This is a genomic window from Tateyamaria omphalii, assembly GCF_001969365.1.
GTDB classification, from domain to species: domain Bacteria; phylum Pseudomonadota; class Alphaproteobacteria; order Rhodobacterales; family Rhodobacteraceae; genus Tateyamaria; species Tateyamaria omphalii_A.
The window spans coordinates 989,466-1,002,219 of sequence record NZ_CP019312.1 but is presented as its reverse complement, the minus strand read 5'-3'; the positions used below and the strand labels follow the sequence as shown (position 1 = coordinate 1,002,219).

Genomic DNA, 12,754 nt, shown 5'->3' with positions numbered 1-12,754 from the left:
AAGGATTTTGAGCGGTGGTGCAGGTGTTTAGGCGGAGGGAGGGGGCCAGCCCCCTCGGGCTTGCGCCCTCACCCCCGTGGTATTTTCAGTCAGAAGAAGGGTTTAGCCTTCGACCTTGGTCAGGTCCGCGACCGACAGGCACAGCGTGCGTATACGGCTGAGCAAGTTCAGGCGGTTGCGGCGGACCGTCTGATTGTCGGCGTTGATTTGCACGGTTTCAAAAAAGGCGTCGATGGGGCCGCGCAGGGTGGCCATGGTGTGCATGGCGGTGGCGAAGTCCTGTGCTTGCATGGCCGGGGTGATCTTGGCCTCGGCGTCGTCGAGCGCTTCGAAGAGGGCTTTTTCCTGCGGTTCCTCGGCGAATTTGATGTCGGCACCGTAGGAGTATTCGACGCCGTCGGCTTCCTCGGCCTGGGTCAGGATGTTGTTGGCGCGCTTGAAGCCCTGGATCAGGTTTTCGCCGTCGTCGGTTTTGAGCGTTTCGGAGAGGGCGCGCGCCCGTTTTACCAGCAGGGTGAGGTCGTCGTTTTGGGGCATCGCGATGCAGGCGTCGATGATGTCGTGGCGGATGCCTTGGTCGCGAAGGTAGACTTTGAGGCGGTCGTGGAAGAAGGCGAGGAGATCACGAACTTGACCCATTCGCTTTCGAACAATTTCGAGACCCTCTTGGGTATCGACGTCGATCTCCATTTTTTTGAGTTTCGCATCGACTAATTCGTCAGAAACGTCGTCTACGCCGACTTCCTTCATCACCGACCCAAGAATGTAACGAGCTTCGCGCAACCCACGACCCTTTGCTTCGCCAGCAATCGTCGGAGCCAATATGGCCAGAATAGCTTCGAGTGGCATTCTGATGTCGTTGGCCAAAACAGACCTCACAACTCCCAGTGCGGCTCTGCGCAATGCGAAGGGGTCTTTGGATCCCGTTGGTTTTTCGTCGATCACCCAAAATGCCGTCAGGGTGTCCAGCTTGTCCGCCAGCGCCACGGCGACTGACACTGGCGCAGTTGGCACGTCATCGGACGGACCCAGCGGCGAATAGTGGTCTTCGCAGGCCTCGGGCACGCCGTCGTCGTGGCCGGCCGCTTGGGCATAGTAGCGCCCCATGATCCCCTGCAATTCGGGGAATTCGTAAACCATTTCGGAAGCGAGGTCGGCCTTGACGATGCGGGCCGCTTCGGCGGCGAGGTCGGGTTTGGCGCCGACCACGGGGGCAAGCTCGCGGGCGAGCGCTTCGATCCGGGCGACGCGTTCTGCTTGGGAGCCCAGTTTGTTGTGGAAGGTGACATCGGCCAGCGGCTTGGCCATGCCTTCAAGTCCCACGTCACGAACGGTGCGTAAGTCATTCTCCCAGAAGAATTTGGCGTCCGCCAGACGTGCGCTCAGCACCTTTTCGTTGCCCGCCAAAATCGTGGCCCCGTTGTCCGCCGTTTCGCGGTTCGCCACCGTGACGAACCGTTCGATGCGCCCCGTTTTGGGGTTGCGGACGGAGAAGAACTTTTGGTGCTCTTTCATGGAGGTTTGCAGCACCTCGGGCGGCAGATCGAGGAAGTCGCTCCCGATCTTGCCCATCAGCACCACGGGCCATTCGACAAGGCCCGCGACTTCCGCAAGCAGGCCCTTGTCCTCGACCACTTCGAGCCCGCTGGCGAAGGCCGCGTTGGTGGCGTCGTGCCAGATGGTTTCGGCCCGGTCGGCAGCGTTCAGGACGACGCGAGCTTGCTTGAGCTTACGCTCGTAATCCTCGAAGGACGTGACGGAAAACCGGCCCGGCGCCATGAAACGGTGGCCTTCGGTCGTGTCGCCGAACGTGATGCCGTCGACATCGCCAGGCACAACTTCTGTCCCGGCTTCATCCGTCAGGATGCACAGGATCGAGTGCAGCGGGCGCACCCATTTCAGGGCACCGTCGCCCCAGCGCATGGATTTGGGCCAGGGGAAGGTGCGGATGGTGTGGGTCAGCACCTCGGCGATGATCTCGGCGGCCGGGCGGCCCGGCTTTTCGATCACGGCGAAGAGGACGTTGCCTTTGGGGGTTTCGCGTTCCTCGACCTGGTCGCGGGTCAGGCCAGCACCGCGCAAGAACCCCTCGATCGCTTTTTCGGGTGCGTCGGCCTTGGGGCCTTTGCGCTCTTCGCGTGTGGTGGGGCTTTCCGCCAGCAGCCCCTCGACCGTCAGGCACAGGCGGCGCGGCGTGGTGAAAGCGGCGGCGGAGGCGTAGGTCAGGCCCGCCTCGACCAGACCGTTTGTGACCAGCTTTTGCAGATCCTCACCGGCCCGTTTTTGCATCCGCGCGGGGATTTCTTCGGAGAAGAGTTCGATCAGGAGGTCAGGCATTAGTCAGTGTCCCGTCTTGGGCATTCTTCGCCCACAATCGTGCCGTCATAGGCTTTTTCGCCGCAATCGTTCAGCTCGTGCCAGACATAGCCGCGCCCGTCTTCGGTGATGGCGACAACCCGGTCGACGCCGAAATCAACGTTCTTTTCGCCAAGGAACGGCAAGGCGGTCCCGGCGTCCAACTCGCCCGCAATGGCTTCGGCGTCGAAACAGTCGAACCAGCCCGGCGCGTTGCGGGGGGTGATGTCGTCGAGGCCCACATAGGTTTCCGTCAGCAGGGCCAGTGACAGTTCGGTCGTAAAGCAGGCCCGGTAGCGGATGGGCGAGCTGTCGGCGTCGATGGCCTGAAAGGTGTCGAAGGGGATCGGCTCGGGTTCGCCCGACACGACCGACACAAGGTTCACCTCGGCCACCTGCACCTCTTCATAAAAACCGTAGACTTGCAGGTAATAAAGGGCGGCGCCCGCGATGATCCCACTCAGCACGATGACAATTCCAATGATTTTTCCGCTCACGCCGCATCCTCGCCCAGGCAGATGACGTTGCCGTCGGGATCGGTCAGCTGGACCTCTCGCATGCCGTATTCGGTGACCGTTGGCCCCGTCACCGCGGTGCCGGTCGACGCGATATGGGCCAGTTGCGCGTCCAGATCCTGCGGGTAGAGATAAACGCGCCAGCCGTCATATGCGGCCTCTGCCCCCTCCCATGCGATCAGGAAGATCTGGGCCGCACCGGCCCGAAAGATGCCAAAACCGATGATCGGTTCGCCCGCTTCCTGCATGACCTCAAACCCGAGCACGTCCACATAGAACGCCTTGGCCCGCTGGTAGTCGGAGACGCGCAGCACCGGGGTGGCATTGGTATAGGTCACGCTGCATCCTCGGGTTGCCAGCCGCCTGCGCGGGTCTGCACGAAAGCGTCGGCGCATTGTTTTGCCAACGCGCGCACACGTCCGATATAGGCTTGGCGTTCGGTGACGGAAATCACCCCCCGCGCGTCCAGCAGGTTGAAGATGTGGGATGCCTTGATGCACTGGTCATAGGCCGGGTGCGCCATGATGATGCGCTTGCCGGTTTTGGGGTCGTCATGCTCTTGGGCAAGAACCTTTTCGCACTCGGCCTCCGCCTCTTCGAAATGGCGCAACAGCACCTCGGTGTTGGCGGTGTCGAAATTCCAGCGGGCGTATTCTTCTTCCGTCTGCTTGAAGATGTCGCCGTAGCTGAGCGCAATGGGCGTCTGCGGGTCGTTGAAGGGCATGTCCATAACGTGATCGACGCCCAGGATATACATGGCCAGCCGTTCGAGGCCGTAGGTCAGCTCACCCGACACGGGGTGGCAATCATGCCCGCCAACCTGTTGAAAATAGGTGAATTGCGACACTTCCATGCCATCGCACCAGACCTCCCAGCCAAGCCCCCAGGCGCCCAGGGTGGGGCTTTCCCAGTCGTCTTCGACAAAGCGGATATCGTGCAGGTCCATGTCGATGCCTATGGCGCGCAACGAGCCAAGGTACAGGTCCTGAAGGTCGGGCGGGCTGGGTTTGATCAGCACCTGGTATTGGTAGTAGTGCTGCAACCGGTTGGGATTCTCGCCATACCGCCCGTCGGTCGGGCGGCGCGACGGCTGGACGTAAGCCGCAGCCCAAGGCCGAGTGCCCAAACTGCGCAGCGTCGTGGCCGGATGGAACGTCCCTGCCCCCACTTCCATGTCGTAGGGTTGCAGCACGGCGCAGCCTTTTTCCGCCCAGTAATTCTGCAGACGCAGGATGATCTCCTGGAAGGATTTGGGCGTGGTCACGGTGTCGGACATGGGAGGCTGCCATCGGTTGAGTTTGCGTGCCTTTCCTACGGCCCGCCCCCCGAATGGTCAATTGCGCGCGAGGAGGCTTTTTGCGGGTATTCCACCATTTCCATTGTGGCGAAATCCTGCTTAATCTGCGCCGAAGTTCAAGTATGGCACCAAGACCAACCAAGGGGATATGGGCGGATGTTAAAGCGTATGATGCTGGCGTGGGTGATGGTGCTTGCATCGGTTGTCGGGACCGCGGCACAGGAGGATCCGGTCTGGATCCAGATCGAAGCCCAGCCGAACCTGAATGCCGCAACGGAACGCGCGCGCGCCTATGCCGCGGAATTGCCGGATGTGAACGGGTTTGCCCTGGGCGGCGGATGGTATGGCATTGCACTTGGTCCCTACGCACGGTCGGACGCACAGCAAGTGCTGCGCGTTTATCGGTCCGAGGGGGTGATCCCCCGCGACAGCTACATCGCACTCAGCTCTGCCTTTCGGCAGCAGTTCTGGCCCATTGGGGCGAATGTGCTGAACCGCGGCGTGGTGAACGCGCCTTTGCCTACGGCGCCAACAACACCGCAGACTCCCGAACCCACAGCAGAGCTGCCTGCCCCTGAACCCGCCGATGAAACGCCTGCGCAGGCGCAGCGCAGCGAGCGGCAGCTGAGCCGCGCCGAGCGCGAGGATCTGCAGATCGCCCTGCAGTGGGCGGGTACCTATCAGGGGGGCATCGATGGTGCCTTTGGTCGCGGTACGCGCAATGCGATGGCGGTCTGGCAAGAGCGCGAGGGCTTTGACGTGACGGGCATCCTGACCACGCGCCAGCGCGCGGCACTTTTGCAGGACTACAACTCTGTGCTGGACGGGCTGGGGCTCGAGATCGTGCGAGATGATACCGCAGGGATCGAGATGCTGATGCCAACAGAAATCGTGGCCTTCGATAAATACGAGTATCCGTTTGCCCATTACACAGCCACGGGCGACCTGGAAGCGACCATTCTGCTGATCAGCCAAGAGGGCGATCAGACGACGCTCTTTGGCCTCTATGATATCATGCAGACGCTCGACATCGTGCCGCTCGACGGGCCGCGCACGCGCACGGAGCGGTCGTTCACGCTTGTGGGCGAGGATGCCACGCGCGTGTCCGAAACCCGCGTGGCGCTTGAGGACGGGCAGATCAAGGGCTTTACCGTGGTCTGGCCTGCCGGGGACGAAGAACGACGCACGCGGTTGATGGACGAGATGGAGAAGAGCTTTGTCCGGATCGACGGCGTCATTCCGACCAGTGCCAGCACCGCCGAGCAGGCCATTGACCTTGTGTCGGGGCTGGAAATCCGCAAACCGCGCTTGTCGCGCTCGGGCTTTTTCGTGGATCGACGCGGCACGGTCCTGACCACGGTTGAGGCGGTCAACAGCTGCGCCCGCGTGACGCTCGATTCAGACATCGAGGCGGAGGTGTCGGTTCTGGATGACGCGCGTGGTGTGGCCGTGCTGAAACCTGAAACGCTGCTCGCGCCGCGCGCTGTGGCACGCTTTGCCGAGGCGCAACCGCGTCTGCAATCCGAAGTGGCCGCCGCCGGTTTCAGTTTCGAGGGGGTGCTTGGCGCGCCGTCGATGACCTTTGGCACGCTCAGCGATGTGCGCGGCCTGAACGGTGAGCCCGACGTGACACGGTTGGCGATGAACACGCTGCCGGGCGATGCGGGCGGTCCTGTGCTGGATGCAGGCGGCGGCGTGCTTGGCATGCTGCTCCCCGACGCGCAGACCGGTCGCGCGCTGCCGGACGGCGTGCGCTTTGCCCTTGACCGCGAGGTGCTGCAGGACGTGCTGTCGCAGGCTGGAATGGCCGCCGCGGGCACGAACAGCGCTGCACCTATTGATCCGGTGGACCTGTCAGAGGCGGCGACCGGTATGACCGTGCTGGTCAGCTGCTGGGACTGATGACCATTCGTTAAAATCCACCACATTCCGAGGCGCGCCGTTAGGTCCGCGTTAACGCGGCCCGGCTCACTGTCGGGGCAAGGCGTGGGGGCGCTGATCCTTTTTCAGTGAACGGAGTGTGTCATGTTCAAATTCCTTATCAAGGCGGCGGCTGCAGCCGCGTTCGTCATCGTGCCAGCGGCACAGGTTGTGGCGGCGACGGCCGTTGTGAAACCGCCGGCCTCGCATCAGGGGCAATGGTGGACGCATCCCCTGGGCTGTGAGTACAGCCGCGCGGGCCGTCCCGGTGAAACCATGTGGTTTCTGATCGTCAACACCCGCAAGAAAGGGTGCCCGGCTTACATCGCAGGCAAGACCTGGGGCGGGATCTACCGCGCCGAGGGATCCAAGATGTGATCCAAAGGACGCTGCGCGACACGATTTACGAATGAATGGGGGCTCTGCCCCCAAACCCCCGAAGTATTTTCAGCCAGAAGAAGCATCAAGTCGGAATGGCGATATCTGGTGTGAGGTAGATCAGTGTCGGACCGTCTGCGTCAAACGCCGCGCGGACGGCGTTTTGCATGTCGTGCAGGGTGTGGGGCGCTTCGGAAGACGCGCCAAAGGCTTCGGCCAGTTTGCAGAAATCCGGGTTGCGTGCGACGACAGCGTTGGGCGCGATCTGGGCGCGCACCATGCTTTCCTCGATCTCTTTCAGCTTGCCGTTGTCCCACAGGATGATGGGCAGCGGCAGGCCCAGTTCGACCGCTACGCCCAACTCCTGCATTGTGTAGTGGAAGCCGTAGTCGCCGATGATGGCCATCGTGGGCTTGCCGTTGCGGGCGACAGCGCCGCCGATGGCTGCCGGTGTTGCATAGCCGAGGGTGCCGAAGCCAGTCGGGTGGTGCCAGTGGCCGGGGCGATCCATATCCCAGACTTCCTTGGCCGTATAGGCGAACTGGGTCATGTCGGAATAGATCATGGTGCCGTCCGGCAGGCAGTCGCGCAGGGCATTGCAGACAGGGACGATGCCCGGGCGTTCGGCATCGACCTCGGCCCGCCAGCGGGTGCGTGTCTGCGCGATCTCTGCCGTGTTCCACAGGGTCGCGGGCGTCTGGCCCGCAACCGCATCGAGCACAGCCTCCATGATCTCATAGCCTTCGCCCAGCACGATGCGGTCCTGCGACCGCTGATGTGTGGCGAGCACCGCGGGGTCAATATCGATGCGGATCATGGGGGCATCACACCCCAATGCGCTGCGCCATAGATCGACTTCGGCCAACTCGCAGCCGACGACCAACACCAGATCAGCCGTGTTCAGCACCCGCGCAGACTCGGGGCGCGCGAGTGTCGCCCCGAACGACAAGGGATGGTCTGGCGGCATGATGCCGCGGCCTGCATAGCTGGTGAAAACCGCAGCGCCAACGGCATCTGCGAGCTTGGGATAAAGCGACGCGCCAATGGTCGCGCCGCCCCCCAGCACCATCGCAGGGCGCTTGGCTGACATCAGAGCATCCGCGATGCGCCGCACCGTCAGGTCATCCCGCGGGATGTCGCCTGCGAGTTCGCTGTTCGGTGTGGGCGGCGGCGATGGCGCATCCGCTTCAAGCACGCGAATGGGCACCTGCAGGTGCTTTGGACGGGCGCGGCGTGTGTCGAACTCCATCAGGGCTCGATCAATCAGCGCGTAAGCCGCCTCCGCCGTGCGCGCCTCTTCCGACCAGTCACAGACGGTTTCTGCTGCCGCGCGCTGGTCCTTCATCTGGTGCAACTGGCCCTTCGTCGCTGCCGTTTCGTCCAGACAAGACGAAATCACCAGCATCGGCACGCTGTCGCTGTACGCCTGCCCCATCGGCGTCATGATGTTTGTCAGCCCCGGTCCGGTGATGACATAGGCCACGCCCGGCCTGCCCGTCGCCCGCGCATACCCGTCGGCCATGAACCCCGCGCCCTGCTCGTGGCGCGCAAGCACGTGGGTGATCCCGGCCTCTTCGATGCCGCGGTACATTTCCTGATTGTGCACGCCCGGAATGCCAAAGATCACATCGACCCCGCGGTCTTTGAGCATGTGCGAAATCTGTGCACCAAGGGGGCGGTTTTGCGTCATCACGCTCTCCAGAATTGAACGGTAAACATCACGTAGACGGCCATCAGTTCGAGCCGCCCAATCAACATTGCGGCGGCCAGCAACCACTTGGCCGTGTCATTCAGGCCCGCGAAGTTGCCAGCGGGACCAATCTGATCCCCGAACCCCGGTCCAATATTGGCGAGCGCCGTTGCGGCCCCCGACAGCGCGGTGACGAAGTCGAGACCCGTCATCGCCAGCGCCACGGCCAAGACACCCAGCGTAACTACAAAGAACATGAAGAACGACATGACCGAGTTCAGCACATCCTCGCCCACTGGGCGGCCCGCGTAGCGTGGGGTGAAGATGCCATGGGGGCTGCGGGTTTTCTGCAACTGTGCCTTGATTGAGGCGAACAGCAATTGATAGCGAAACACCTTGATCGAACAGGCGGTCGAGCCCGCGCAGCCTCCGATCAGGCCGGTGAAGAACAGGACCGCGACCGCAAAGCTACCCCATTGGCCATAATCGGCGTTGGCGTATCCTGTGCCGGTCATCAATGACACGGTGTTGAACAGGGCCGCGCGCACCGCGCCCTCGTCTGCTGCATTTTGCTGCCACAGGTTCCAGGCCGCGATGACGCCGACGATGGAAAAGGCGGTGATCAGAAAGACGTGGATTTGCCGGTCTCGCAACAGCGGTTGGGCGGTGCCTGCGCTCAGCTGGACAAACCGGACAAAGGGCAGTGCCGCCAGGATCATGAACACGGTCGCGACGTAAGACACGGCAGGGCCGAATGCGCCAAAGGAGGCGTCGTAATTCGCAAACCCGCCGGTCGCGATGGTGGTCATCGCGTGCACGGTGGCATCGAACGCTCCCATACCAGCGGCGATATAGCAGAGTGCGCAAATCAGGGTCAAAGCCACGTAGATGACCGAGATGCGGCTTGCAATTTCAGTCGCGCGGGGCAGGATCTTGCCAAAGGTGTCGAAGGCTTCGGTACGAAAGATTTGCATGCCGCCGACCCGCAATTCCGGCAGGAACACCATGGCCACAACAATGATCCCGATGCCGCCCAGCCATTGAAGGATCCCGCGCCACAACAACAGCCCCTTGGGCAACGTGTCGAGGCCGGATAGGACTGTGGAGCCAGTGGTGGTCAGGCCCGACATCGCCTCGAAAAATGCATCGACAAAGCGGGCGTCCGTCTCGCCAAAAAAGAAGGGCAGCGCGCCAAAAATAGGCAAGGTCAGCCAGACGCCGGTCGTCAGAAGAAAAGTCTGCTGGATCGTCAGCCCTTCGCGCAGGCCGTTTTGGCAACTCAGCGCGATCATACCGCCGGTCAGAACGGTGATCAGGGCGGATTCCGCAAAGACCGGCCAGTGCCCCCGCCCCTCCGCCACATCGACGAGCATCGGCAGGATCATGGCCAGTCCAAGCACGGCCACAAGCAGGCCGATCACATATCCAACGGGGCGCAGGTCGATCATTGCGCTCAGCGTTGGCGGGCTGTGCGGGCGGTGTCAAGCAACTGGCACCGCGCCGTTAGGTCAGCATGTGTGCGACACCGATGGGCGCCGCAAACAGGTCACAGGTGCATCATGTCCCGGAAGACGTACGCCGCGATATCTTCGCGCCGCAGGTTCATCGCTGCCAGTTCTTCGTCCGACTTGGCGCGCAGCGCTTCGATGCGGCGGAACCGGCTTTCAGCGGCGGCCGACATGGCAGCCGAATGACCAAGAGCTGCAAAGAATGCAGTGACGCGGTCAAGGATGTTGCTCAGAAGGGATGAATTCGGATGGGAGACATAAGCCATTGTAAAACCTCGCATTTCATGCGTGAATTGTGTGTCCTCCCGTTGGAACAAACATAGGTCGACAAGGCTGAACTTACCAATGCCGATACTGCATGGCCGGGTTGCAAGACCATGCGTGAAAACGAAAAAAGCGCGCCATGGACGGCGCGCTTCTCACTTCGTAAGGCGGAGGTGCCCTCCGCCCCCACGTTAGCCTGTGTGGAACAACGTCTGGAACATCCGCGGGTCGATGCTGTCGCTCGCGAACGTGTCTCCTTCGGTCAGGACCGACACGGCATCATGGCTGTGCAGGCTTTCCTGATGGCTGGCCACGACGCGGAAGTCCCCAACACGCACATCAGCCAACAGCTGCTCGCTGAACAGACGCGCGGCATCCTCGACAAAGATCGGGTTGGCCGCATTCAATTCGGCAAAGGCCTGTTCATCTTCGCGTTTCACCATGACTTGCGTCTCAGTCGACACAGCGCGGCGGCATGCGTCGATCAGGTCCTCGAACCACAAAGTGTCAGCGTCGTCTTCCAAAGCCACGGAAATCCGCGCCACCGACCGCTGCGAATGCGGCGTGGCCAACTGACCACGGGTTGCGCGCGCATGCTCGCTCAGTTCCAGCGAACAGGGGCAGGTCGAGGAATAGACATAGTCGAGATGTACGATCCGTTTGCGCACACCGGCCTGTTCGACCAGTTCCAGCGCGATATCGTAATATTGGTATCCCGACAGACCCGACCGCAAGCTGTCGACACGCACGGGCATGGAAAACCGCATCTGAATGCGGGCGTCAAAGCTTTCCAGGTCCGACATATAGTCGTCCAGCGCCGCTTCGATCACGCCGAAAGAGAATGTTTCTTCCGCATGCTTGTAAAAGGACCGCATGATGCGGGACATGTTGATGCCCTTCTTGTCCGCCTCAAGGCTGACAGTGCCGGTCACCGACGTCTCAAGCGTCAGCGGTGCGCCATCGCGTGTTTCGATCCGGAGCGGCAGGCGGAAGTTCGAGATGCCCACGTGCTGGATGCGGGTTTTGGCCCCGCGGATCAGGCTGGATGGACCGTTCTGCAAATCGGGCAGCGTATCCTTATACCCTGCGTCCACGGCAAACCCTTCCGGGTAGTCGCGGGAAAAGGCCGGATAGTCGACGCCATCGCTGCCCGGCACAAGCCGCGCGACCGACGGGTCAAGCTCGATGATGTCTGTTGTCGTTGCGCTTTTGGCCCAGCGGCGGAGCGTTTCCAGTGCTGCTTCGGCCTCGTCGCGCTCGGGTATTGCGGTGATGTCGGGCGTATGAATGTTCATAAAGTAGCCCCCCTTTCTATCTGCGTGCCGTTCAGAGGTAATCCCCACCCGGCACATTTCCAATATTGCTAACGGTTACGTGTGACCGTGCAACATGGATGACATTTAGATAGGGAAACTGACGCTGCGGAGCAGCATAGCCCGTTTGTGCATTATTGTGCTTTTTCTAAGGCTTGCAGGATATCCGCCACCAGATCATCGCCGTGTTCGATGCCCACCGACATGCGCACCAGACCCGGCGTGATGCCCAGCATATCCTTTTGATCCTGCGGCAACCGCTGGTGCGTCGTCGTCGCGGGATGGGTCAGGATTGATTTGGCATCGCCGAGGTTGTTCGAGATGACGGGAATGGTCAGCGCGTTCAGGAACTTAAACGCGGCGGCCTGCCCGCCGGCCAGGTCCAGTGACAGCACCGTGCCACCGGCGCCACCCATCTGACGCGCCACGAGATCGTGCTGCGCATGGCCGGGATGACCGGGATAGATCACGCGCGCCAGTGCAGGATGCCGTTGCAACGCCTCCGCCAGCTGCAGGGCCGACGCGGCCTGCGCCCGGACGCGCAGTTCCATCGTCTCCAAACCCTTGAGCATCACCCAGGCCGTAAAAGGCGACATCGAACCGCCCGTATGCTTCATGTAGGGCTCAACCGTCTTGCGGATGAACTCTTGCGTGCCAAGGATCACACCACCCAGCGCGCGCCCCTGCCCGTCGACATGTTTCGTGGTCGAATAGATGACGACATCCGCGCCCTGCGCGATGGCATCAGAAAACACTGGCGTCGCAAACACGTTGTCGACCAGAACTGTCGCACCAACCGCATGGGCCAATTCCGACACAGCCTGAATATCCACAACCTCAAGCGTCGGGTTCGAGATGGATTCGAAGAACACCGCCGTCGTGCCGGGCGTAATCGCCCTGCGCCACGCTTCGATGTCGGTCCCGTCCACAAACTCGACCTCGACCCCGTAGCGGGTCAGCACCTCTTCCAGCACATAGAGACAGGACCCGAAAAGCGCCCGCGCCGACACGACCCTATCCCCGGCTTTCAGCATCGAGGTCAGCGCCCCCGACACCGCCGCCATTCCGGACGCTGTGGCAAAGCCGTCCTCGGCCCCCTCAAGCATCGCAATCCGCTCTTCGAACATCCGCACGGTGGGGTTGCCATAGCGGGCATAGATGAACTCGTCCTCACCCGCCTTCTCGAACCGCTGCGCAGCCTGCTCGGCGCTATCATAGACGAACCCCTGGGTCAGAAAAATCGCCTCGCTCACCTCGCCATATTGGCTGCGGCGGGTGCCACCGTGGACGGCACGGGTGCGCGCATTCCATGTGTCGGACATGTTCAGTCTCCATCGCGGGCCTGGAACGGGGTCAGGCCACAAAAAACCCCCAGACGCGGGTCAAGCGAAAGGGGGGCTTTCATCCTGACCTTTTAGCGGAAGTGTTTAACGTGGCCCGCAATCCGGTAACAAATCGCCACGGCGCATGGAGTACGCCCGCCACTGTTGCACGTCAACACCGTCACGGTGCTG

Annotated in this window: 11 protein-coding genes and 1 riboswitch; of the genes, 2 read left to right on the top strand and 9 right to left on the bottom strand. The window is 61.9% G+C overall.

All coding sequences use genetic code 11. The features are described 5' to 3' along the window. Positions 1-102: 102 nt before the first annotated feature. Genes glyS through BWR18_RS04920 form a run of 4 tightly spaced genes read right to left on the bottom strand, consistent with a single transcriptional unit; the run spans position 103 to position 4,146 of the window. Positions 103-2,337, bottom strand: coding sequence for a glycine--tRNA ligase subunit beta (gene glyS, locus BWR18_RS04935; RefSeq protein WP_076626971.1), 2,235 nt, complete (start codon positions 2,335-2,337; stop codon positions 103-105). Further along, on the bottom strand, positions 2,337-2,852 hold the full coding sequence (locus tag BWR18_RS04930) for a DUF6446 family protein (protein WP_076626970.1): 516 nt from the start codon (positions 2,850-2,852) through the stop codon (positions 2,337-2,339). Before BWR18_RS04930 ends, glyS begins: the two co-directional genes overlap by 1 nt. After that, positions 2,849-3,208 (bottom strand): glyoxalase superfamily protein, encoded by a 360-nt coding sequence (locus BWR18_RS04925; protein ID WP_076626969.1) that lies wholly within the window; start codon positions 3,206-3,208, stop codon positions 2,849-2,851. Before BWR18_RS04925 ends, BWR18_RS04930 begins: the two co-directional genes overlap by 4 nt. Continuing rightward, a complete protein-coding gene (locus tag BWR18_RS04920) occupies positions 3,205-4,146 on the bottom strand; it encodes a glycine--tRNA ligase subunit alpha (RefSeq protein WP_076626968.1) in 942 nt (313 codons plus the stop codon). The genes BWR18_RS04925 and BWR18_RS04920 overlap by 4 nt, the downstream gene beginning before the upstream one ends. Positions 4,147-4,323: 177 nt before the next feature. On the opposite strand from BWR18_RS04920, the gene BWR18_RS04915 reads away from it, so the two are divergent. Together BWR18_RS04915 and BWR18_RS04910 are read left to right on the top strand one after the other, a co-directional pair. Continuing rightward, on the top strand, positions 4,324-6,069 hold the full coding sequence (locus tag BWR18_RS04915) for a serine protease (RefSeq protein ID WP_083957641.1): 1,746 nt from the start codon (positions 4,324-4,326) through the stop codon (positions 6,067-6,069). Between the two features lie 123 nt (positions 6,070-6,192). Then, complete coding sequence (locus BWR18_RS04910) at positions 6,193-6,465, top strand: hypothetical protein (RefSeq protein ID WP_216637314.1); 273 nt, start codon at positions 6,193-6,195, stop codon at positions 6,463-6,465. Positions 6,466-6,550: 85 nt separating this feature from the next. Here the strand turns inward: BWR18_RS04910 and BWR18_RS04905 are convergent, their stop codons facing one another. The 5 genes from BWR18_RS04905 to metZ form a co-directional block, all read right to left on the bottom strand. Next, positions 6,551-8,155 (bottom strand): 5-guanidino-2-oxopentanoate decarboxylase, encoded by a 1,605-nt coding sequence (locus tag BWR18_RS04905; RefSeq protein ID WP_076626966.1) that lies wholly within the window; start codon positions 8,153-8,155, stop codon positions 6,551-6,553. Next, positions 8,155-9,603, bottom strand: a complete 1,449-nt coding sequence (locus BWR18_RS04900; RefSeq protein WP_076626965.1) for a TrkH family potassium uptake protein — start codon at positions 9,601-9,603, stop codon at positions 8,155-8,157. The genes BWR18_RS04905 and BWR18_RS04900 overlap by 1 nt, the downstream gene beginning before the upstream one ends. Before the next feature lie 98 nt (positions 9,604-9,701). After that, positions 9,702-9,929, bottom strand: coding sequence for a hypothetical protein (locus BWR18_RS04895; protein ID WP_076626964.1), 228 nt, complete (start codon positions 9,927-9,929; stop codon positions 9,702-9,704). 189 nt (positions 9,930-10,118) lie between these two features. Beyond that, a complete protein-coding gene (folE2, locus tag BWR18_RS04890) occupies positions 10,119-11,222 on the bottom strand; it encodes a GTP cyclohydrolase FolE2 (RefSeq protein WP_076626963.1) in 1,104 nt (367 codons plus the stop codon). 152 nt (positions 11,223-11,374) lie between these two features. Further along, entirely contained in the window at positions 11,375-12,562 is a 1,188-nt protein-coding gene (metZ, locus tag BWR18_RS04885; RefSeq protein ID WP_076626962.1) for an O-succinylhomoserine sulfhydrylase, read from the bottom strand. Positions 12,563-12,634: 72 nt separating this feature from the next. Then, positions 12,635-12,712: riboswitch (SAM riboswitch) on the bottom strand. Positions 12,713-12,754: the final 42 nt, after the last annotated feature.